This window comes from Microbacterium sp. cf332, from assembly GCF_900102175.1.
In the GTDB taxonomy this organism is placed as follows: Bacteria; Actinomycetota; Actinomycetes; order Actinomycetales; family Microbacteriaceae; genus Microbacterium.
The window spans coordinates 1,218,053-1,239,398 of sequence record NZ_FNKN01000001.1; the positions used below are offsets into that span (position 1 = coordinate 1,218,053).

Here is a 21,346-nt window from a genome sequence, read left to right on the forward strand (position 1 = left end):
GCTATCCGGCGCGCGTCGTCACATCTCCTCGTGCGTATCGGGATCGCCGTCCCAGAGCCGTCCGCGCTCGAGGGCGCTGATGGCTGCGAGTTCCTCGCCGGTCAGCACGAAGCCGAAGACGTCCGCGTTCTCACGCTGACGTGCCGCATCTGCCGACTTGGGGATGGGCGTCGAGGAGAGCTGGGTGTGCCAGCGGAGCACGACCTGAGTGCCCGAGACGCCGTGCGCCGCCGCGATGTCGGCGATGACCTGTTCGCTCAGCAGCTCGCTGCGGCGTGCGAGCGGGCTCCAGCTCTCGGTGCGGATGCCGTTCGCGGCGTGGAACGCACGCAGCCCCGCCTGCGGGAAGTAGGGGTGCATCTCGACCTGGTTCACCGCGGGTGCGACGCCGGTCTCGTCGATCAGACGGGCGAGCATCGGCTCGGTGAAGTTCGAGACGCCGACCGAACCGACCTGCCCCTCGTCGCGGAGCGCGAGCATGGCGCGGTAGGTCTCGAGCCACTTGCCCTGACTCGGATTGGGCCAGTGGATGAGGTAGAGGTCGATCCGCTCGACGCCCAGGCGCCCGAGCGATGCCTCCGCGCTGCGGATGGTCTCGTCGAAGCCGTGGTCGCGACCGGGCACCTTCGTCGTGATGACGAGCTGGTCGCGGATGCCGCTCCGACGCACCGCCTCACCGACCTCCGACTCGTTCTCGTAGTTCACGGCCGTGTCGAGCAGGCGGTAGCCCGAGTCGATCGCCGACGAGACGGCGTCGATGCCCGCGTCGCCGCGGAGGTTGTAGGTGCCGAGGCCGAGCTCGGGGAAGTCGGCGCCGTCGTTGAGCGAGACCGTGGGAATCGTGACCATGCGCGACACGCTACGCCGTGACCCCGTCTCACGTCGCGGGGCTTGCGTCGGCCGGTCCGAACCCGTCCGGCCGACCCCGGTCTCGCCTGCCCGCCTCAGCGGGCCAGGAATTCCTCGATGACGGTGAGCACGCCCGCCTCGGTGTGAGAGGGCGCGCTGTACCGGGCGACGGCGGCGATGTCGGGATGCGCCTCCGCCATCGCGTACGAGAAACGCGCCTGCTGCAGCAGCTCGAGGTCGTTCAGGTAGTCGCCGAACGCCATCGTCTGGTCGGGACCGATGCCGAGCTCATGCTGCAACCGCGACAGAGCCCGTCCCTTGTTCACGCCGGGATTCATGATGTCGACCCAGTGCTGTCCCGAAACGACGACCTGGTGGGTCTCCCGCAGATCGAGCAGGGCGGGGGCGACCGACTGCTCGGCGGACGCGAAGTCGAACACCGCCAGCTTGAGGATCTCGTCGTCGACCCGCGTGAGATCGTCGACGACCGCTAGCTCGGCGTAGTACTTGTCGGCTTCGGCGAAGAAGGCCTGGTCGGCGCGCTCGATGTACGCCGACCTCTTGCCACAGACGACGAGACCGACATCGAGGTCGTCGAAGTCTCGGACGCGCCGCACGACGGATGCCGCGAAGTCGGGAGCGAGGGCATCCGAGCTCACCTCGACACCGCCCCGCACGACGTACGCGCCGTTCTCGGCGATGTAGTCGAGCTCGACCGGGGCTGACGCGAACTGACGCCGCAGCGTGGCCAGTTGCCGACCGCTGGCCGGAGCGAAGGCGATGCCCCGGTCGTGCAGCCGGGGCAGCAGCCGCCAGAGGCCGTCGAGGATGAGCCCGTCCGCGTCGAGGAGCGTGCCGTCCATGTCGACGGCGATGAGGCGGATGTCGGGAGCGGTCACCCACCCATCCTCGCCGACCCGGGCGGCCGACGCCGACGGCGCCGGCCGGGGGTTAACCCGAACGGGAGTCTCCGGGCCGCTCACCTGCGCGAGCGGGGAGCGCGGTCCTAGCGTGGAGGCATGACCACCGCCGTAGCCCGCACCGCTCCCCCCTCCCGCGCCGCGCGCTGGCTCCGACCGCTCGGCGCGATCGCTCAGCTCGCCGCCCTCGGCTTCGCCGGTACGGGCGTGTTCACGGTCATCCTCACCCTCATGGCCGTCGGGATCGGCCTGACGCCCGCGCTGGGGCTGGGCCTCCCGCTGCTCGTGGGGTTCGTGTACGCGCTCTGGCTCACCGGCTGGCTCGAGCACGCCCGCGTCGACGGCCTGTACGGCTGGGGGCTTCCCCCTCTCGCGGCGCGCAACAGCGGCCGACCGGGCTTCGGCGGCTGGCTGCGCTCCGTCTGGCTGCAGTTCACCGACGGCCGCATGTGGCGCGGTGTCGCGCACGCCGCGATCTCGACCGTCCTCGGACTCGTGGTCCTGACTCTCGTCGGCGTCGTGGCGTCCGGCGCGGCGCTCATCTTCGCGCCGCTGTACGCCGAGCGCCCACTCGCGGTGGCGTCGACCTGGATCAGCGTGCCCGTCGACGCCGCACCGATCGCCGGAGTGCTGGTCGTCCTCGTCGCCGCCGCGCTGATCGTCGGCATCGCCCTGCTCCACGGCATCGTCGCGCACGCCGTCCTCGTCCCCTCGCGGGAGGCGCAACTGCTCGAGGCGGCGCGGACCGCGGGCATGCAGCGCGAAGGCGCGGTCCGCGCCGGAGAGCTCGAACGCACCCGCATCGAACGCGATCTACACGACGGCGTTCAGCCCCGGCTCGTATCGGTCGGTATGACGCTGGGACTGGCGCAGCAGAAGATCGACGACGACCCGGACGCCGCCAAGCAGCTGCTCGCCGAGGCGCACACCTCGACCAAGGCGGCCATCACCGAGCTGCGTCAGCTCGCACGCGGCATCCATGCCTCCGTGCTCGACGACCGCGGGCTCGACGCCGCGCTCTCCGCTCTGGCCGCTCGGTCGCACGTGCCGGTGACCCTCGACGTCCGCGTCGACGAACGGTGCAGCAGGACGGCCGAGGCGGCGGTCTACTTCGCGATCGCAGAGTCTCTCACCAACGCGGCCAAGCACTCCCGCGCCGGCGAATGCCGGGTCGTCGTCCGACACCGCGACGATCATGCCCTCTGGGCACGCGTCGAGGACAACGGCGTCGGCGGGGCGCGCGTCATCGCGGGCGGCGGTCTCGACGGCATCATCAACCGAATCACGGCCGCCGGAGGCACGACGCGACTCGACAGCCCGGCCGGCGGCCCCACGGCCCTGGAGGTGAACGTCCCGTGCGCATCCTGATCTGCGAGGACTCCACGCTGTTGCGCGAGGGGCTCGTGCGTCTCCTGGCCGACGCCGGTCACGAGATCGTCGCGGCCCTCGTCGATGCAGACGGCATCGGCGAACGGGTCGCGGATGCCCGGCCCGACATCTGCATTCTCGACGTGCGACTGCCTCCAAGCTTCACCGACGAGGGCATCCGCGCCGCACTCGCGTTGCGCGCCCAGAACCCGGAGCTGCCGATCCTCGTCCTGAGCCAGTACGTCGAGGAGCGCTACGCGAGCGAGCTGATCACCTCGCAGGGCGCTGCGCTCGGATATCTCCTGAAGGATCGCGTCGCCGACGTCGGCGAATTCCTCGCGACCGTCGCCCGCATCGGAGACGGCGCGACCGTGCTCGATCCCGAGGTGGTCGCCCAGCTGCTCACGCGCCGCTCGCGCGACGAACGGATGTCGCGGCTGAGCGAGCGCGAGCGCACGGTGCTCGCCCTCATCGCCGAGGGCCGGAGCAATCAGGCGATCGCGGCAGCGATGTTCCTGAGCGAGGCGAGCGTCGAGAAGTACATCACCTCGCTCTTCCAGAAACTCGACCTCGAGCAGGACGAGCACGGCAACCGCCGTGTGCTCGCGGCGCTCGTCCATCTCGAACACGGCGGCTCGCAGCCGCAGAACGGAGCAGTCCGATGAGCACCACCCTGACGCCGCCCCCCGCCACCCCGCCGGGTCCGCCCGCGGAGCCCGCGGGTGCGCGCGACCCCGGTTCGGCCCGACCCGCCGCTCCGTCGTCGGCCGCGCGCGCCGTGGCCGGTCTGACCGTGGCCGCCGGCGCGGCGGTCATCCTCTTCACCGCGGGAACCGGCGTGGTCTCGACGGTCGCCAGCGGCGGAGCGGCGACGTCGACCCTCACGGCACCGGTCGACGGGGTGGGAGCGATCGAGCTCGACGCCGCGGCGTCCGACGTCGAGGTGTCGTTCGGCGACGTCGACGAGGCGACGCTCACCGTGACCGGCACGGGCGGCGCCGACGCCTGGGAGCTGAACCGGACGGATGACCGCCTCGTGGTCGACTCCGACCGCGACTGGTGGAGCGGCTGGCGGCTGTGGGGCGGCTCCTCGCGGGCGACGCTCGTCCTGCCCGTCGACCTCGCCGGGGTCGATGCCGACCTTCGGGTCGGTGCCGGTTCGCTGCGCGCCGACGGCGAGTTCGGTGCGCTCGGGGTGAGGGCCGAGGCCGGCTCGGTCGATGCCGCCGGCACCGCTGAGAGCTTGACGGCGCGGGTGTCCGCCGGCCGGGTCGCGGTCGACCTCGACGGCGTCCGCACCGCGACGGTCGATGTGAGCGCGGGCCGCCTGTCGGGCACCCTGGCCGGATCGCCGCCCGCCTCGCTCACGGTCTCCGCCGAGGCCGGCGGCGTCGACCTCACCCTCCCCCGCGGCGGGTACGCCGTCAGCTCGACCGAGGAGGCCGGGTCGTTCATCAGCGAGCTGACGGACGACCCCTCGTCGCGGAACACCGTCCACGTGCGCGTCTCGGCCGGTTCGGTGACCCTGCGGGAGTCGCGCTGACCGCGCGCTCCGGCTCATCCGGCGAGCCTTCTCTGGAAGATCCCTATGCAGCGGTGATGAAGACGGCGGTCCGATTGCATCTCGTTACCTGGCCGTTATAACTTCGTTTCACGCAGTTCCCCCCAACTGCGCGGTGTGATCTCTGGTGCAAGGGATGACAGGGCCGGTCGACCATTCTGAGTCGACCGGCCCTTCTCACGCCCGGGGTCCGTGTCCCGCGCGAGCGCGAGCCGGTCGTAGGCTGGGCCGGTGCGTGCGTTCACCGGTCACCTCCCCGGTTCGCCCGCCTATCGCCGCCTCATCGCGGGACTCTTCTTCGCCGGCGTGGCCACGTTCGCGCAGCTGTACTCGCCCCAGGCGGTGCTGCCCTTCATCGGCGAGGAGTTCGACGTCGAGCCCGCGACGGCGGCGCTCGCGGTGTCGGTGTCGACGCTGGGTCTCGCCGTCAGCGTCATCCCGTGGTCGGTCGTCGCCGATCGGATCGGGCGGGTGCCCGCCATGGCCATCGGCGTCATCGCCGCCACCGTGCTCGGTCTGCTCGCGCCGCTCGCCCCCACGCTGTCCCTGCTCCTGACCGCGCGCCTGCTCGAGGGCGCCGCCCTCGGCGCGGTGCCCGCGATCGCGCTCGCCTACCTCTCGGAGGAGGTCGACGCCGCGCACACGGCGACCGCGGCCGGCAGCTACATCGCGGGCACGACCATCGGCGGTCTGCTCGGGAGGCTCGTGGCGGGGCCGTTCGGCGACCTCGGACTCTGGCGCGGCGGGGTGTTCGCCGTCGCCGCCGTGTGCGCCGCCTCGGCCGCGCTCTTCCTCTGGCTGACCCCGCCGTCGCGCGGTTTCATCCCCTCACGGGCCAGCACGTCCGCGGGCCCGTCCCTCGTCGCCCGGATCGCGACCAACCTGCGTGACCGGCGTCAGCTGTCGCTCTACGCGCAGGGGTTCCTGCTCATGGGCGGGTTCGTCGCGGTCTACAACTACCTCGGCTTCCACCTCGTCGCGCCGCCCTACGCCCTCCCCCTCTGGGTCGTGAGCTTCCTGTTCCTGGCCTATCTCGCCGGCACGGTCACGTCGCCGTGGGCGGGAGCGCTGGCCGGGCGCTTCGGGCGGCTCCGCGTGCTCATCGCCTCCCTCGCCGTCATGGCGGCGGGTGTCGTCGTGACGGCGATCCCCGATGTCATCGCCGTCCTCGTCGGACTGCTCGTGCTGACCGCCGGATTCTTCGCCGCCCACGCAATCGCGTCGGGGTGGGCGCCCGCCGCGGCGACGGCCCAGACGCGCGCGCAGGCCGCGTCGTTGTACTACCTCGGCTACTACGGCGGCTCGAGCCTGTTCGGTTGGCTGCTCGGCTACGCGTTCCACGACCTCGGCTGGGTGGGGGTGGCCGGATGCGTCTTCGTGATGGTCGTCGCGGCGACGGTGATCGCCGTACTGGGCCTCAGGTCGCCGTCGCCTCGTCGCGCGTGATGGCGGGTGTCGGCGCGGCCGGCGTTTCCGCGTAAGCCCGGCTCAGGCGGCGGTACGGCGCCGAGGCGAACGCGAGCAGCACCGCCACGAGCATGAGCGCGCTCGCGGCCACGAACGCGAGCGCGATGCCGCGCGCCTCACCGCCACCGAGCAACCAGCCGAACGCGCGGTCGCCCGCATCCGTCCGCATGAACGGGATGAGCCCGAACTGCGCGAGCGGCCCGATCAGGTAAGCCGAGATGGGCGAAGCGGCCGATTCGACGGATGCCGCGAACCCGAAGACCCGACCCTGCGTCTCGAACGGCACGACGCGCTGGATGATGGTCTGCTCTGCGGCCTCGGCCACGGGCATGAGCATCATGAAGAGGAAGATCCCGAGCGCGTACAGCCACCACCATTCGCGGATCGCGAACGTCATCCCGAGGACCGCGACCCCGACGTTCACGAGCAGCAGGGTGCGGACCGGGTTGCGGCCGAGACCGCGGGCGGCGACGAGCGCTCCACCGACGATGAACCCGGTGCCGGTCACGGCCAGGACGACGCCCCACACCTCGACGGTGAACAGGGTGAGGCCGTAGGGGTCCATGAGAGCCATGAACACGCCCCCGACGAGATTGTTCAGCGTCGTGAAGAGAATGAGCGCGAGCAGGCCGGGCACCGCGCGGATCGCCGGGATGACCCCCCGGAACGTGAAGGCGGGCGTGGCGGAGCCGCCCGCTGCGACGACACCGCGCTCGGGGATGGACACGGTCATGAGGTGCGCGAGCGCGAGAGCGGTCGCGGCGATCGCGATGACGACCGTCCATCCCATGCCCAGGAGCCCGACGGAGAGTCCCGAGAACACGCTCGTGACGATGAAGGCGACACCCTGGACGGTTCCGACCAGACCGTTGGCGCGGTCGCGGCGATCGGCCGGCACGAGCAGGGTGACGGTGGTCGAGAGGGCAATGTTGCGAAGGTTCTCGACCACGCCGCCGATGAGGATCAGGGCGGCGAAGACCCAGAACCACGGGCGCCCCCAGTCGACGAGGACCGACTCGGGGAACATCAGGTACACGCCTCCTGCGCCGAGGTAGGCCGCGAGCGTGATGGTGCTCGAGAGCACCATCACCGCCTTCTTCTTCATGTGGTCGACGAGCGCGCCGAAGAGCACGCCGAACACCGCGACGAGCAGCATGTACGACCCGCCGATGATCGATGTGGCGAGCACGTTCTCCGTCGCCAGGTAGGCCCAGAAGGTGAGGGCGAACCAGAGGAAGCTCGAGGTGACGTTCGCGAGCAGCGTGTTGCCGAGCACCAGATGGAACGCGCGCATGCGCGACGTCTCCAGCGGGCTGAGCGGGGTGGTCATGCGACGAAGAGTAGACCTCCCCGCCGACACCCAGAAGAGCGAGTGCGGGATGCGACGCTCAGGCGCGGAGCGAGGGGTCGGCGAGCGACCACTTCTGAGCGGTCTGCATCATCCAGAAGACGACGAAGAGCGTCAGTGCGACCACCTCGCCGACGAGGACGACGGGGAGATCGGCGAGGAGTCCGAGCACGAAGGTCGCCGCGAGATCCGCCGCCAGCGCCACGGCGACGACGAGATACCCCGCGCGCATCCGACGCCCCGGCGGATGCTCGCCGGGGGGACACACCGCCTCGGCCAGTGCGACGAGGGCGATGCTGCCGAAGAAGCCCACCGCGGCGGCCACGTGCCCGGCGGCCACGAGCAGTTCCGGCACGAGCGACCACACGGCGGCGACGAGCACCAGCACGGCCGCGGCGACGGCGAGGGTCGGGCCCGAGTCGCGGAGGGAGATGTCGCCCCGTCGCGCGAGGATGAGCCCGACGGAGACCACGATCGCCCCGACCGAGAGGTAGGTCGCGATCGCGTTGTCGAGGTCGTCGATGAATGCGGCGGGCACGCACGGCGCCGCGCAGTCGACGACGACCCCGGGGACCTCACCGGCCGACACGGGGGTCGGGACGATCGCGACGAGCGGGGCGAGGAGCGCAGCGACGTCGAGCAGAACGCGTTGCGGTCCACGTCCCGAGAGCGCGAGCAGGCACGCCGAGGCCGCGACGAGGGCGGCCGAGAAGACCGTGCGCGCCGACGTGTAGAAGTAGTGGCTCACGCTCGGCAGCACGCCGACGTCGGGCATCGCGAAGAGGACCGAGAGCAGCAGGGCGACGGGCGCTCCGGCGAGCGCAAGGCGCAGGTAGCGGTAGGTGCGCTGCGAAGTCGAGACGTCCGGCACCACGACAGGCTAGCCGCGCGGGGCGCGGCGGGGCCGCGTCCGCTCCCCGCCCGGCCCGCCACGGAGGCGGGTGCGCGAGGAACGGACGCGGCCGACGGGGACCGTCAGGCGATCGCGGCGATCTCGTTCGGGACCTGCGGCAGCTTCACCGTCTGTGCAACCTCTCCCGTCGTCAGGTCGACGGCGACGAGCTCGCTGTCGGCCGGGTCGGTGACGTACGCGATGTCGCCCGCGACCTTGACGGCGGGGTGGGGAGCCTGCCACTCGGCCGGGCCCTCCCACGCGTCGATGACCGGGAGCGACTTCGTGATGCCGCCGGTGGCCGGGTCGATCCAGTGCAGCGACCCGTCCGTTCCGATGAGCACGGCCTCCGCGGCGGGGCCGCGCGCGATACCGCGGAACGTGTACTCCACGCCGGCCGGCAGCGCGACCTTGGTCAGCGACTTCGCCTCCGTGTCGACGAGGGCGATGTTGCGCAGCAGGTAGCCCTCCGCGTCAGGGTCGTCCTTGTAGTCCATGACCACGAGCGGGCTGTCCTCGGCGACGTACGCGTTGCCGATGCGGCCGTAGGCGTCGGGCGAGGTGACCTTCGTGATCTCGCCGCCGTCGTAGACGAGCGCGCCGTTCTCGCAGCCGAACACGACCCGCTCACCCTCCGCGGTGCCTTCACCGTGGACGCCGGGGCAGTCCGCATTCGCGGCGATCTCGGCACGGTCGGCGTCCAGGACGCGGATGCCGGTGCGTCCCGCCTCGCCACCGACGGTCGTCAGCAGCGTGCCGTCCTCCAGCTCGACCGAGACGCCGTGGTGGGCCTCGACACCGGGGATGACCTCCGATTCCGGGAGGGCGGCGTCCAGCTCGGCGAGGTCGGAGGTCGCGAAGATCGTCGTGTCGCTCGTCGCGTCGTCGTAGAGGACGGTCCGGCCACCGTGGACGACGACGTGCCCGGCCGTCGCGGCGGGGACCACGAAGTCGGTCAGCTCGGGCTGCTGCACGTCGAGCAGCTGGAAGCCCTCCGACGTCGTGACCATGACATGTCGGCCGTCGCCGGCGGAATTGAGCCGGATGAAGTCCTCGGAGGCGAAGTCGCCGATCACCTCGAGCTCGTCGCCGCCGAGCACGAGCACGCCGCCCTCGTAGCCGAGCGCGACGCGAGGGCCATCGGGGACGGACGCCTCGGCCGACGTGTCGCCCGACGGGCTCGACGCCGGGGAGGGGGACGACGAGCATCCCGCCAGCACCAGGGCTGCGGCTCCGGCGAGGGCGCCGAACTGCAGGGTTCTCTTCATGGGGTGGGTTTCCTTTCCAGGGAAATGCCTCATCGGGTGAGGCCGTCGGTGATGCGCTGGAGGTTCTGGCGCATCATGTCGAGGTAGGTGTCGCCGGGCTGCCCGTCCGGCGCGAGCGACTCCGTCAGCAGCGGCACGACCGACACGTCGCGCCCCGCCTCGTCGGCGAGCACGCGCATCAGTCGGTCGGGTTGCGACGAGTCGGCGAAGATCGTCCGCACCCCGGCCTCGTCGATCGCCGCGACGAGCTCCTGCAGATCGGACGCGCTCGGAGCGGCGAGGGTCGTGCCGCCCGGCACGGCGGCGCCGAGGATGCGGACGTCGTAGCGTCGGGCCAGGTAGCCGAAGACGTGGTGGTTCGTGACCAGCGCACGATGCTCTGCGGGGATCGAGCCCAGCCCGGCGGCCAGGTCGGCGTCGACCGTCTCCAGTTCGGCGAGGTAAGCATCGGCGGCATCCGTGACCCGCTGCGCGCCGTCGCCCGACAGCTCGGCGAGCATCGGCGCGAGCGCGTCGACCACGCGCGCGGTCTGCGTCGGGTCGGTCCAGAAGTGCGGGTCGACGGCGTCGGAGTCGAGGTACTCGAGGGTCTCGACGTGGTCGCCCGCGACGAACTGCGCGACCCCGTCGCCGGCGGAGGCGTCGACGTGATGCTGCACCCCTTCCTCGAGACCGAGCCCGTTCGAGACCACGAGGTCGGCGGCGCGCAGAGCAGCCGCGTCCTGAGCGGACAGCTCGAACGAGTGCGGGTCGGCGTCGCGCGGCATGAAGGTCACGACGTCGAGGTGGTCACCCGCGATGGTCTCGACGATGTCGCCGAGGATGTTGGTCGTGACGACGACGGAGGGCCTGTCGCTCGCCGCCGGTCCGCAGCCGGCGAGCGCGAGCACGCTCGAGACGGCGGCGACGACGCCGAGCGACCGGGCGGCGCGCCTCATCGTCCCGTCTCCGTGAAGAGCATCGGAGCGTGGTCGACGGCGAAGGTCCGGGCGACGCGCCCACCGTCGGCGGGGTCGAGCTCGAAGAGCGTCCTCTCCGCCGGGCCGTTGAGGTAGGTGCGACGCTGATCCGCGACGAGGTCGACGCCGCGGGCGAGGACGGCATCGGCGAGCGAGGCGGCGACCAGCGGGGCGCTGCGGGCAAGGATCCCGCCCGTCGCGCCCGAGATGACGAGGACCGAGCCGTCGGCCGCGAGCGCGACGACGGTCTCATCGGCGTCGTCGACGGCGGTCACCCGCACGAGCGGCTCGCCCGCGTCGTGCGCCGTCCACGTCCGTGCGCGCGTGTCGAGCAGCCAGAACGCCGACGAGCCGGTGAGCCCGGCCACCGTGGGGCGTCCCTCGCGGTTGGCGAACGACAGCGCGCGGCCGGGAGCATCGGCGGGGTAGGGGATGCGCTCGAACGAGGTTCCCGAGGAATCCGTGACGGCGAGCAGGGCGCCATCGGCGCAACCGACGACCACGCCGACGTTCGTCGCGATGGCGCCAGCGGGCTCGGCGCACGTCGTCGTTGCGCGCTCCGCACCAGAGGCGTCGACCTGCCGGACCTCCCCCGCACCGGCGTCGGCGATCAGCGCGCCCGACGGGAGAGGGACGACGAGCGACCCGGGAGCGTCGAGCTCGAGACGGAAGCTCTCGACGATGTCGCCCTCCTTGAGGGCGTCGAGGTCGAGCAGCACGGCCTCTCCACCTCGGTCGCCGCCGTCGAAGTGCACGCCGACTCCCACGTCGCTCGCGACGGTACGGGGCGTGCCCGGACCCGTGAGCTCGCCGAGGATGCGGGCCGGGGCCTCGTAGTAGTGGAAGTGATCGATGTGGTTCCAGGTCCAGACGCCGCTATCGATGATCGAGACCGCGCCGTCGCGTCCGGCGAAGAGGAAGCGCCCCTCGGTGTCGAGGGTGTCGGCCGGGGCGATGTCGCCGAGCGACTCGGACTGCTCGTCGATCAGGTCGAGGTGATGCACGGCGCCGTCGGGCGCGACGCTCGTGAGGTGCAGGGCGGGCTCGGCGAGCTCGCGCGCACCGGCGATCGCGCCGTGCCCGTCGCCGAGCGCGCTCGTGTCGCCGCCCGGAGAGGGCGCGGACGTCGCGGACGGGGTGGCCTGGCAGCCCGCGAGCAGAGCGACGCCTGCCGTCAGGGAGATGAGCGAGAGAGGGACGCGGTTCCTCATGCGGTCCTTTCCGGTGTGTTCGGGATGACGGATCCTGGTGCGCGGCCGCCCCCGTGACGGGCGACGGCGCGCACGAGCGCGCGGACGCCGGTCGAGACGGCGCCGGAGCAGATGGCGGTGAAGGCGACCGTCGCGCCCGCGGCCGTGGCCGCATGCCACGACACGAGCAGTCCCACACCGACCGACAGGACGCCGATCGCGGCGGCGAGCACCATGGTGGGGACGATGCGCCGAGTCCACTGGCCGGCGGCGACCGCGGGGCCGAGCAGCATCCCGACCACGAGGAGCGAGCCCACCGCCTGGTAGGCGGAGACGACGGCGAGGGTCACGAGGCCGACGAGCACGATGTGGGCGGTACGCGGCCGCAGCCCGAGCAGGTGCGCCTGGCGGGGATCGACCGTGACGGCGACGAAGGAACGGTGTCCGAGGGCCGCGACCACGACCGTGGCGGCGAGGGCGACGGTGAGCGCGACGAGCTCGGCCGAGCCGATGGCCAGGATGTCGCCGAAGAGGATCGCCGACGCGTCGGTGGCGAAGCTCCGCGACGCGGAGATCACGATGACCCCCAACGACAGGCTGGCGACGAACAGCAGTCCGATGCTCGTGTCGGCCGACAGGCGTCCGCGACGCTGCAGCGCTCCCACGCCGAGCGACATGACCGCGGCGCTGAGAGCGGCGCCCGCCATCGGCGGGAACCCGGTGAGCGTCGCGACGGCGACCCCCGGCAGCATCCCGTGGGCCATCGCCTCGCCGAGGAAGGCCATACCGCGCAGCACCACCCAGGTGCCGACGATGCCGCACACGATCGCGACGAGCGCCCCGCCGATGAGAGCGCGCTGCACGAAGGCGACGGCGAACGGGTCGAGCAGGAAGGACATGGTCGTCGACCTTACATGAAAGTGAGAACGGTTTTCATTAGCGATAATGAGTGGATGTCACACACGAGCACCGACGCCTCCCCCCACGACCTCGTCGTCGAGCTGCGCGCGGTGACCGTCGACTTCGACGGTCACGCGGCGCTTCGCGGTATCGACCTCACGGTGACCCGTGGCGAGATCCGCGCCGTTGTCGGGGCCAACGGTTCGGGCAAGTCGACGCTGCTCGCGGTCACAGCGGGGCTCCTCGCCCCGTCGTCGGGAAGCGTCCGCCGCCCAGACTCCACACGCATCGCACTCGTGTCGCAGACCTCGAACGACGGCGCCCGCCTGCCGCTGACCGTCGCCGACCTCGTCGCGATGGGACGGTGGCGCGAGCGTGGGCCGTTCCTGCCCCTGCGGCGCAGTGATCGCGACCGGATCGCCGCCGCGATCGAGACCGTCGGCCTCACGCCTCTGGCCCGCCGGTCGCTCGGTCTCCTGTCCGGCGGGCAGCGGCAGCGCGCGCACATCGCGCAGGCGCTGGCGCAGGACGCCGACCTGCTGCTGCTCGACGAACCGATGAGCGGACTCGACACGGCATCCCGAGACGCCGTGGCATCCGCCCTGCGGGCGGTCGCGCGGGAGGGTGTCGCGGTCGTGGCGGTGACGCACGACCTCGGCGAGCTCGGCGCCGTCGACGCGGTCTGCCGGCTCGTGGACGGGCGCCTCTCGGAGGGGGCGGGGTCCTCGTCCGAACCCGCGACCACAGCGGACTCGGCTTCTCCCGCCGTGCCGCGTGGACGGGGTCCGACACCGCGACTACCGTGAGAGCGTGACCGCTGCTCCCATCGATGCCACCACCACCGCCGCCTGGAACGACCTCGAGTCGCTGAAGGACGGCTTCACCCCCGACCTCCGCGGCTGGTTCGACGAGGACCCCGGGCGCGTCGAGCGCCTGAGCCTGCCGCTGGCCGACCTGCACGTCGACCTGTCGAAGAACCTCGTCACGGACGAGATCGTCGCCGCCCTCGTGCGACTCGCCGAGCAGACCGGAGTCGCCGAGCGTTACGCCGCGATGGTCTCGGGCGAGCACATCAACACGAGCGAGGACCGAGCTGTGCTCCACACCGCGCTCCGCCGCCCCGCGGGAGCGTCACCCGAGCTCGTCGTCGACGGTCAGGACATCGACACCGACGTCCAGGCCGTCCTCGAGAAGATGTCGGCATTCGCCGACCGCGTCCGCTCCGGCGAGTGGACGGGCATCACCGGCAAGAAGGTCACCCACGTCGTCAACATCGGCATCGGCGGCTCCGACCTGGGCCCGGTCATGATCTCCGAGGCGCTGCGCCCCTACGCGACCGCAGGCATCCAGGCGCGCTTCGTGTCGAACATCGACCCGTTCGACATCGCGGACAAGACCGCCGACCTCGACCCCGAGACGACGCTGTTCATCGTCGCGTCCAAGACGTTCACGACCCTCGAGACCCTGACGAACGCGCGGCTCGCGCGCGACTGGCTGTGGGCGGGCCTGCAGACGGTCGACGCCATCGACGACAGCGAGGGCAAGAAGACGGATGCCGTCGCGCACCACTTCGTCGCCGTCTCGACCGCACTCGACAAGGTCGAGGCCTTCGGCATCGACCCCGCCAACGCCTTCGGCTTCTGGGACTGGGTCGGCGGCCGCTACTCCGTCGACTCGGCGATCGGCCTGTCACTCGTCATCGAGCTCGGACCCGATGCGTTCCGCGACCTGCTCGCCGGCTTCCACGCGGTCGACGAGCACGTCGCATCCACCCCGCTCGCGCAGAACGTCCCCGTGCTCATGGGGCTTCTCAACGTCTGGTACGCGAACTTCCTCGGCGCGCAGACCCACGCCGTGCTGCCCTACGCGCAGCAGCTGCACCGCTTCGCCGCGTACCTGCAGCAGCTCACGATGGAGTCCAACGGCAAGTCGGTGCGGTGGGACGGCACCCCCGTCACCTCCGACACCGGCGAGGTCTTCTGGGGCGAGCCCGGCACGAACGGACAGCACGCGTTCTACCAGCTGATCCACCAGGGGACGCGGCTCATCCCGGCCGACTTCATCGCCTTCGTCAACCCCGCGCACCCGCTCACCGACGGCGGGCGCGACGTGCACGGGCTGTTCCTCGCGAACTTCCTGGCCCAGACGAAGGCGCTGGCCTTCGGCAAGACGGCCGACGAGGTCGAGGCCGAGGGCACGACCGGCGCGCTCGTCGCCGCACGCACGTTCGCGGGCAACCGGCCGACGACCTCGATCTTCGCTCCGGCGCTGACCCCGAAGGTGCTCGGCGAGCTCATCGCGCTCTACGAGCACATCACCTTCACGCAGGGCACGATCTGGGGCATCAACTCCTTCGACCAGTGGGGTGTCGAGCTCGGCAAGCAGCTGGCCCTGCAGATCGCGCCCGCGATCGAGGGCGATGCCGACGCGCTCGCCGCGCAGGACCCCTCCACGCAGGCCCTCCTCGCCTACTACCAGGCGCACCGCCGGGCCTGACCCCTTCCCCCTCCTTCCCCCCATCGACTCGCCGAGAAGTGCGGATGCCGGCATCCCGGGATCCGCACTCTCTGGCGAGTCGACGGGGAGGGGAGAGGAGGGGAGGTGGGTCAGTCGGGGGCGGTCAGCGTGTGCATGCGCTCCCCCGCAGCGTTGAAGATGCTGATCACCTCGGCAGGACGAGCACCCACAGCGCTGATCGAGTGCGGGATGCGGGTGTCGAACTCGGCCGCCTCGCCGCGGCCGAGCACGAGCTCGCGGTCGTCGAGCACGAGCCTGACCCGTCCGCTCAGCACGTAGAACCACTCGAACCCGTCGTGGATCCGCGGCGCGGGCGCGGCATCCGACGGCGGATACGTCACCTTGTAGGTCTGCACGGGTGAACTCTCGCGCGTCAGCGGCGCGATGACATGACCGTGCCGCGTCGTCGCCGGGCGCCGCACGCGCGGGTCGGGCTGCTCGGCGGGAACGAGGTCGTCGATGCGGATGCCGAGGTGCCGCGTCAGCGGTACGAGCAGCTCGAGACTCGCCTGGCGTTTGCCCGATTCGAGCCGCGAGAGCGTGCTGGTCGACATCCCCGCGCGACCGGCGAGCTCGTCGAGAGTGAGGCCGCGGTCCTGTCGCGCCGCCCGCAACCGCGGGCCTATCTGTTCGAGTCCGGTCATGTCCTCAGTTTGCCATTTCCGCAAACGCGTTTGCCAGTTTACACTGAAGCGACGGATGCTGTGGGCATGGACAACCTGGATCATGACGTCGTCATCGTCGGAGCGGGCCCCGCGGGCCTCAGCGCCGCGCAGATGCTCGGTCGCGCCGGCCGCCGCACCCTCGTGCTCGACTCCGACAGTCCCCGCAACCGCTTCGCGGAGCACATGCATGCCGTCGTCGGCTTCGACGGCGTCTCGCCCGCCGAGCTCCGACGCCGCGGACGGGCGGAGGCCGAGGCCTACGGCGTGCGTTTCCGCACCGCGCTGGTCGAGCGGGTGGACGAGACCGACGGCGGACTCGAGATCGCCCTCGCCGACGGCGCCGAGCCGGTCACGACGCGGGCACTCATCGTGGCGACGGGCGTGTCCGACCGACTGCCCGATGTCGCCGGCCTGGCCGAGCGCTGGGGCCGCACGGTGCTCCACTGCCCGTACTGCCACGGGTGGGAGGTGCGCGGCCGTCGGATCGGCGTGCTGGCGACCTCGCCGATGAGCCTGCACCAGATCGAGCTCCTCCGGCAGTGGACCCCCGACGTCGTCGCCTTCACGGGAGCACTCGGCGAGATCGGCGACGACATCCGTGAACGGCTGGCCGCCCGCGGCATCCGGCTGATCCCCTCCCCGGTGGTCGCTCTCGAGGCACCCGAGGGCCGGGACCGCGACGGAGCCGAGATCGGCGCGGTCGTCACCGCGGACGGGCGACGGACCCCCGTCGACGCCATCTTCACCGGCGGTCGCCTCGACCCGCACGACGGGTTCCTCGCCGACCTCGACCTCACTCGGACCGACGGCCCCGCCGGATCATTCATCGCTGTCGACTTCGCCGGGGCGACGAGCCACCCGCTCGTATGGGCCGCGGGCAACGTCGTGGCCCCGATGGCGAACGTGCCGGTGTCGATGGGCGCGGGATCGATGGCGGGTGCCGCCGTCAACGGGGCGCTCGTGGCCCTCGATACGGCGGCGGCGGTCGCTCGCCGGCGGGGCCACGCGGCCGACTGGGAGGCGCGGTACGCCGAGACCGACCGCGTCTGGTCGGGGCGGGTCAACGAGACGACGTCGACGCTGGTCGCCGAGCTCGAAGCCGCCGGCACGCTCGCCCCCGGCACTGCACTCGACCTGGGCTGCGGCGAGGGCGGCGACGCCCTCTGGCTCGCGGCGCGCGGATGGTCGGTCACGGGCGTCGACCTGTCCCCCACCGCCGTGTCGCGCGCCCAGGCCGCGGCTCGCGCCGCACAGCTCGATGCGACATTCGTCGTCGCCGAGATCGACTCGGTCGGTCTCGGCGCTTTCGACCTGGTGACGACGAGCTTCCTGCATTCCTGGGACCCGGAGTTCTCGCGCATCCCCCTCCTGCGCGCCGCGCTCCGGCACGTCGCTCCCGGGGGCCGACTGCTCGTCGTGTCGCACGTCGGCGCGCCGCCGGCCGATCAGGCCCACGACCATCCGCCGCTCGCGACCCCCGCAGAGGAGCGCGCCGCGCTCGAGCTCGACCCGGCGAAGTGGACGGTCGAGCGCGAGGAGGTCCGCGACCGGCACGTCCCGTCGCCCGGCCACCACGTCGCCGACGGCATCCTGCTGCTCCGTCGCCGCCCCTGAAACAGAGCGTCGACTCGCCAGAATCTGCGGATGCCGGGAGACCGGCATCCGCGATTCTTGGCGAGTCGACGCTCGGAGGGGGGTTACTTCTCCAGGATCAGGAGCGGCGAGCCGGCGGTCGTCGCGCCGAGACCCACGGGATCGACGGTGGCGAACGCGTCACCATTGAGGACGATGACCGGCGTGATGAGCGGGTAGCCTGCCTTCTCGATCACCGCGCGGTCGAAGGTGACCAGCGGGGTGCCCTGCTCGACGCGGTCGCCGGCCTTGACGTGCACCTCGAAGCCCTCGCCCTTCAGGTTCACGGTGTCGATGCCGACGTGGATCAACAGCTCCACGCCGTTGTCGAGCTCGAGCCCGAACGCGTGCCCCGTCGGCTGAGCGGCGGCCACAGTTCCCGCGCCCGGCGAGACCACCGTGTTGCCGGTGGGCTCGATCGCGACGCCCGGCCCCATGACCCCGCCGCCGAAGACCGGGTCGGGCACCTCCGACAGCGCCACGGCCGTGCCGTCGAGCGGAGACGCGATCTCGAACGCGGCCGACACCTCGTCGGTGGCGCCCGGCTTGTCGAGGGTCGCGGTGGCCGTGCCCCGCCGCGTCTCGGCCGGAGCCGCGGTCGACGATCCCGATGCCGCGGTCGCGGTCGCAGCTGCGACGACCGGCGCTGCGGCCTGAGCCGTCGCCTCGGCCTTGTCGCGCTGGGCCTCGAACTCGGCACGCTGCTCGGGCGTCCGGTAGTCGCTGATGATGACGAGCGCCATCGCGACGACGAACGACGCGAGCACGGCGATGCCGTACAGGACGACGGAGTCGAAGGCGGGAATCGTCAGCAGCGAGGTGAAGACGAAGGCCTGGGTCCGGACGCCGCCGCCGATGCCGATGATCAGGCCGCCGACGAGGCAGCCGACCAGCATCCGCGGGTAGATGCGCTTGAAGCGCAGGTGGATGCCGTACAGCGACGGCTCCGAGATGCCGCCGAGGAGTCCGGCCGCGAGCGCTCCGGTCGCCGTCTGGCGCATCTGCTTGTCACGCGCGCGCCACGAGATCCAGAGCACACCGGCGGTGGCTCCGAAGCACGCGAAGTTCCATGCCCCCATCGGGCCCTGGATGAAGTCGTAGCCGAGGGTCTGGATGTTCAGCAGCATGATCGCGTTGATCGGCCAGTGCAGACCGAGCGGCACCATGAAGGGGTAGGCCAGCGGGATGACGATCGCGAAGATGAACGGCGAGAAGTCGTTGATCGAGCTCAGGAGATTCGCGAGACCTGCACCGGCGTAGACGCCGATGGGGCCGATGAGGAACGCCGTGAGCGGGATCATGATCAGCATCGCCAGGAACGGGACGAAGATCAGCTGGATGTTCTCGGGGATGACCTTGCGCAGCCCCTTCCACAGCAGGCCGAGCGCGCCCGCCATCAGCAGCGGCGGGAACACCTGCGAGCTGTAGTCGAAGATCGTCAGCGGCATACCGAACACCGAGATCGTCGTGATGTCCGAGCCGAGGAACGTGATCTGCTGCGCGCCCTCCTGGTCGGCCAGCCCCGTGAAGCCCGGGAGCATGACGACGGCCATGATCGCGAAGCCGACCCACGGGTCGGCACCGACCTTCTTGGCCGCGTTGTAGGCGACCATCAGCGGCAGGAAGATGAAGACGCACTGCCACATCAGGTTGACGAACTGCCACGAGGGCTCGAGCGTCACGCCCGGCGCGTTCCACGCCGGGATGACCCCGAGCGTCGCCATCAACGCCATGAAGGTGATGAACAGCGATGCGCCGAGGAGGGCGCCGAGGATGGGGCGGAACGAGTCCGAGAGGAACTCGAACAGGGAGTCGAGCCAGGCGACCTTGCCGCGCGGACCCTTGGCGCGCTCGCGCGCCTTCACGGAGTCCATGTCGTCCTCGTCCACGGCACCGCCGCCGGTCCCCGACATGGCGGGCAGAGCGTTGATGTCGTTGTAGACGTTCTGGACGGCACCGCCGATCACGACCTGGAAGCGGTCCCCTGCCTGCGGCACGGCGCCCATGACGCCGGGGATCGCCTCGACCGTCGACGGGTCGACGTTCGAGGCGTCGCGCAGTTGGAACCGCAGGCGCGTCGCACAGTGGGTCAGACTCTCGATGTTTCCGGGACCGCCGACGGCGTCGACGATCGATTCTGCGGGGCTTGTCGCCATGGCTCTTCTCCTGTTCCCCGGCTGATGGCCGAAGTTCTCGCCCGGAACTCTACCCTGAGAGTTGACCGGGAACGAGGGGCTTGGCCCGTTATGGCCTGACCACAGTGCCTTCCGCTCCCCCGGAGGAACGCCTCCTCGCGCGACGGACGCGCCACGACTGCACGACCGCATCGCCGATGACGAACGCCGCGAGTGGCAGCCCGACGAGCGGAAGGAAGAAGCCGACGCCGATGGCGACGACGACCACGAGCGCGATGCCCCACACGGGCGCCTGCGGCAGCGCATCCCGGGGTGCCGCTCCGACGCGTCGGGCGGGATCGCGCGTCGGACGACGCCGCCACCACATGAGGTAGCCGAGGACGACCATCGCGGCGATGCCGAGCGCCACGGCGAACAGCACGAGCTGATTGACGATGCCGAACATCGAGCCCATGTGGATGTCGACCGCCCACCGTGCGAGCTTCGCCATGACGGGATAGTCGGCGAAATCCACCCGGTCGACGACCGCGAGGCTGTCACCGTCGATCGCGACGGCGTCGACCTCCGTCGGGAAGCTCCGCTGGATCTCCTGCACGACCCAGGCCTGGCCGGCCGCCGCCGGGGGCCGGATCTCGACGAGCCCGACGTCGACGTTCTCGGTGCGGGCCACGGCGAGGACATCGTCGAAGGTGTCGGGCGAGACGGCGGCCGTCGGCGCTGCGACGACGCCGTGGTCGGCGTGCGGGTCGGCGGCGTCCGAACTCTCGCCGAGGGTGGTCTCGAGGGCGGGGTTCTGCCACGACAGCGCGGCGCGCAACGACGAGACGTTCGCACCCCCGTACGTCGACCACGTGATGCCGGATGCCGAGAGAAAGAGCGCCCCCACGACGAGCCAGATCCCGAGCGAGGCGTGCCATCCGAAGAGGCGTCGATAGCCCGTCGCGCCGCGTTGGGGTCGCAACAGGTCCTTCTTGCGTCGCGCCCTGCGCAGGCGCACGACCCACAGGCCCAGTCCCGCCACGACGACGATGCCGAGCCACGAGGCGGCGAGCTCGCTGTAGAGGCGGCCCGGCTCGCCGAGGTGCAGGTTGCGATGCAGGTCGCTCACCCAGGCGCGGAGGGGCAATGCGCCGCTCGTGCCGTAGACCGTGAGGTCACCCCGGATCTCGCCCGTCCCGGGGTCGATGAAGACTGCGCGGGTCTGGCTGGGGCCGAGCCCGTCCTGGGCAAACATGACGCGGGTGGTGTCCCCCGGACCGGGTGCCGGACGCACCGCGGCGAGCGAGGCCGCGTCGCCGATGTACCCCTGGGCGACGCGGACCTGGTCGCCCAGCGGGAGCGTATGCGCGCTCTCGGGCACGCTGAGTTCCTGCGCGTAGACGACCCGCTCGAGCTGGGGAGTCACGACGTAGAGGGCACCGCTGATCGCGGCGATGAGGATGAACGGGCCGACGAGGATGCCGGCGAAGAAATGGATGCGCAGCAGCAGCGGAACCGCCCAGGCGCGTGCGGTCCGCGCCGGGACATGCTCACGCGGCGCTGACCCGCCGGAATCGGGGGCCGTCGGTGCGCCGTCGTCGGACGGTCGCGATCGGGTGATGGACATGGGTCTCCTCGGTCGTCGGGGTCCGCGCGCGCATCGGCGAAGCGCGCGCGCGGGAACGCCCCGACGGGC

General features: G+C 71.4%; 18 protein-coding genes. 7 read left to right on the forward strand and 11 right to left on the reverse strand.

Annotated elements, in window-relative coordinates; all coding sequences use genetic code 11:
- Positions 1-18: 18 nt before the first annotated feature.
- Positions 19-849: an aldo/keto reductase gene (locus tag BLT21_RS05825; protein WP_091500365.1), complete on the reverse strand. Its 831-nt coding sequence runs from the start codon at positions 847-849 to the stop codon at positions 19-21.
- A 95-nt stretch (positions 850-944) separates the two neighbouring features.
- A complete protein-coding gene (locus tag BLT21_RS05830) occupies positions 945-1,748 on the reverse strand; it encodes a Cof-type HAD-IIB family hydrolase (protein ID WP_091500367.1) in 804 nt (267 codons plus the stop codon).
- A gap of 120 nt (positions 1,749-1,868) precedes the next feature.
- Here BLT21_RS05830 and BLT21_RS05835 point away from each other — a divergent pair, with 120 nt between their 5' ends.
- The 4 genes from BLT21_RS05835 to BLT21_RS05850 all read left to right on the forward strand — a co-directional run bounded on the left by BLT21_RS05835 (position 1,869) and on the right by BLT21_RS05850 (position 6,144).
- The gene (locus tag BLT21_RS05835) at positions 1,869-3,137 is read left to right on the forward strand and encodes a sensor histidine kinase (RefSeq protein WP_143024944.1); all 1,269 of its coding nucleotides are present in this window, start codon (positions 1,869-1,871) and stop codon (positions 3,135-3,137) included.
- Positions 3,125-3,802, forward strand: a complete 678-nt coding sequence (locus BLT21_RS05840) for a LuxR C-terminal-related transcriptional regulator (RefSeq protein ID WP_091500368.1) — start codon at positions 3,125-3,127, stop codon at positions 3,800-3,802. Before BLT21_RS05835 ends, BLT21_RS05840 begins: the two co-directional genes overlap by 13 nt.
- Positions 3,799-4,680, forward strand: coding sequence for a hypothetical protein (locus tag BLT21_RS05845; RefSeq protein ID WP_091500369.1), 882 nt, complete (start codon positions 3,799-3,801; stop codon positions 4,678-4,680). The genes BLT21_RS05840 and BLT21_RS05845 overlap by 4 nt, the downstream gene beginning before the upstream one ends.
- A 249-nt stretch (positions 4,681-4,929) precedes the next feature.
- A complete protein-coding gene (locus tag BLT21_RS05850; protein ID WP_256335931.1) occupies positions 4,930-6,144 on the forward strand; it encodes an MFS transporter in 1,215 nt (404 codons plus the stop codon).
- Here BLT21_RS05850 and BLT21_RS05855 read toward each other — a convergent pair.
- The 6 genes from BLT21_RS05855 to aztB form a co-directional block, all read right to left on the reverse strand.
- Positions 6,116-7,495, reverse strand: a complete 1,380-nt coding sequence (locus BLT21_RS05855; RefSeq protein ID WP_305367298.1) for an MFS transporter — start codon at positions 7,493-7,495, stop codon at positions 6,116-6,118. The genes BLT21_RS05850 and BLT21_RS05855 overlap by 29 nt on opposite strands.
- Before the next feature lie 58 nt (positions 7,496-7,553).
- Positions 7,554-8,384 carry a hypothetical protein gene (locus tag BLT21_RS05860; protein ID WP_143024945.1) on the reverse strand — a complete coding sequence of 277 codons (831 nt, stop codon included), beginning with the start codon at positions 8,382-8,384 and terminating at the stop codon, positions 7,554-7,556.
- Between the two features lie 104 nt (positions 8,385-8,488).
- Entirely contained in the window at positions 8,489-9,673 is a 1,185-nt protein-coding gene (gene aztD / locus BLT21_RS05865) for a zinc metallochaperone AztD (RefSeq protein ID WP_091500373.1), read from the reverse strand.
- A gap of 29 nt (positions 9,674-9,702) precedes the next feature.
- The gene (locus tag BLT21_RS05870) at positions 9,703-10,611 is read right to left on the reverse strand and encodes a metal ABC transporter substrate-binding protein (protein ID WP_091500374.1); all 909 of its coding nucleotides are present in this window, start codon (positions 10,609-10,611) and stop codon (positions 9,703-9,705) included.
- Positions 10,608-11,843: a hypothetical protein gene (locus BLT21_RS05875; protein WP_091500376.1), complete on the reverse strand. Its 1,236-nt coding sequence runs from the start codon at positions 11,841-11,843 to the stop codon at positions 10,608-10,610. Before BLT21_RS05875 ends, BLT21_RS05870 begins: the two co-directional genes overlap by 4 nt.
- A complete protein-coding gene (aztB, locus tag BLT21_RS05880) occupies positions 11,840-12,721 on the reverse strand; it encodes a zinc ABC transporter permease AztB (RefSeq protein WP_091500378.1) in 882 nt (293 codons plus the stop codon). The genes BLT21_RS05875 and aztB overlap by 4 nt, the downstream gene beginning before the upstream one ends.
- 54 nt (positions 12,722-12,775) lie before the next feature.
- On the opposite strand from aztB, the gene aztA reads away from it, so the two are divergent.
- On the forward strand, positions 12,776-13,528 hold the full coding sequence (gene aztA / locus BLT21_RS05885) for a zinc ABC transporter ATP-binding protein AztA (RefSeq protein ID WP_256335932.1): 753 nt from the start codon (positions 12,776-12,778) through the stop codon (positions 13,526-13,528).
- Positions 13,529-13,532: 4 nt separating this feature from the next.
- Complete coding sequence (gene pgi, locus BLT21_RS05890) at positions 13,533-15,218, forward strand: glucose-6-phosphate isomerase (protein WP_091500719.1); 1,686 nt, start codon at positions 13,533-13,535, stop codon at positions 15,216-15,218.
- A 110-nt stretch (positions 15,219-15,328) separates the two neighbouring features.
- Here pgi and BLT21_RS05895 read toward each other — a convergent pair whose 3' ends face one another.
- Entirely contained in the window at positions 15,329-15,883 is a 555-nt protein-coding gene (locus BLT21_RS05895) for a helix-turn-helix domain-containing protein (protein WP_091500379.1), read from the reverse strand.
- A 66-nt stretch (positions 15,884-15,949) separates the two neighbouring features.
- On the opposite strand from BLT21_RS05895, the gene BLT21_RS05900 reads away from it, so the two are divergent.
- A complete protein-coding gene (locus BLT21_RS05900; RefSeq protein ID WP_091500380.1) occupies positions 15,950-17,518 on the forward strand; it encodes a bifunctional NAD(P)/FAD-dependent oxidoreductase/class I SAM-dependent methyltransferase in 1,569 nt (522 codons plus the stop codon).
- Positions 17,519-17,601: 83 nt separating this feature from the next.
- Here BLT21_RS05900 and BLT21_RS05905 read toward each other — a convergent pair whose 3' ends face one another.
- Both BLT21_RS05905 and BLT21_RS05910 read right to left on the reverse strand, forming a co-directional pair.
- Positions 17,602-19,692: a glucose PTS transporter subunit IIA gene (locus BLT21_RS05905; RefSeq protein WP_091500382.1), complete on the reverse strand. Its 2,091-nt coding sequence runs from the start codon at positions 19,690-19,692 to the stop codon at positions 17,602-17,604.
- Between the two features lie 88 nt (positions 19,693-19,780).
- Complete coding sequence (locus BLT21_RS05910) at positions 19,781-21,277, reverse strand: PepSY-associated TM helix domain-containing protein (RefSeq protein WP_091500384.1); 1,497 nt, start codon at positions 21,275-21,277, stop codon at positions 19,781-19,783.
- Between the last annotated feature and the right edge of the window lie 69 nt (positions 21,278-21,346).

What these genes read in the sequence shown, in the direction of transcription:
- BLT21_RS05845 (WP_091500369.1), top strand. Translation starts at nt 3,799, where the DNA reads ATGAGCACCACCCTGACGCCGCCCCCCGCCACCCCGCCGGGTCCGCCC.
- BLT21_RS05835 (WP_143024944.1), top strand. Translation starts at nt 1,869, where the DNA reads ATGACCACCGCCGTAGCCCGCACCGCTCCCCCCTCCCGCGCCGCGCGC.
- aztA (WP_256335932.1), top strand. Translation starts at nt 12,776, where the DNA reads ATGTCACACACGAGCACCGACGCCTCCCCCCACGACCTCGTCGTCGAG.
- BLT21_RS05900 (WP_091500380.1), top strand. Translation starts at nt 15,950, where the DNA reads ATGGACAACCTGGATCATGACGTCGTCATCGTCGGAGCGGGCCCCGCG.
- aztB (WP_091500378.1), bottom strand. Translation starts at nt 12,721, where the DNA reads ATGTCCTTCCTGCTCGACCCGTTCGCCGTCGCCTTCGTGCAGCGCGCT.
- BLT21_RS05895 (WP_091500379.1), bottom strand. Translation starts at nt 15,883, where the DNA reads ATGACCGGACTCGAACAGATAGGCCCGCGGTTGCGGGCGGCGCGACAG.
- BLT21_RS05855 (WP_305367298.1), bottom strand. Translation starts at nt 7,495, where the DNA reads ATGACCACCCCGCTCAGCCCGCTGGAGACGTCGCGCATGCGCGCGTTC.
- BLT21_RS05905 (WP_091500382.1), bottom strand. Translation starts at nt 19,692, where the DNA reads ATGGCGACAAGCCCCGCAGAATCGATCGTCGACGCCGTCGGCGGTCCC.
- BLT21_RS05910 (WP_091500384.1), bottom strand. Translation starts at nt 21,277, where the DNA reads ATGTCCATCACCCGATCGCGACCGTCCGACGACGGCGCACCGACGGCC.
- aztD (WP_091500373.1), bottom strand. Translation starts at nt 9,673, where the DNA reads ATGAAGAGAACCCTGCAGTTCGGCGCCCTCGCCGGAGCCGCAGCCCTG.
- BLT21_RS05870 (WP_091500374.1), bottom strand. Translation starts at nt 10,611, where the DNA reads ATGAGGCGCGCCGCCCGGTCGCTCGGCGTCGTCGCCGCCGTCTCGAGC.
- BLT21_RS05825 (WP_091500365.1), bottom strand. Translation starts at nt 849, where the DNA reads ATGGTCACGATTCCCACGGTCTCGCTCAACGACGGCGCCGACTTCCCC.
- BLT21_RS05875 (WP_091500376.1), bottom strand. Translation starts at nt 11,843, where the DNA reads ATGAGGAACCGCGTCCCTCTCTCGCTCATCTCCCTGACGGCAGGCGTC.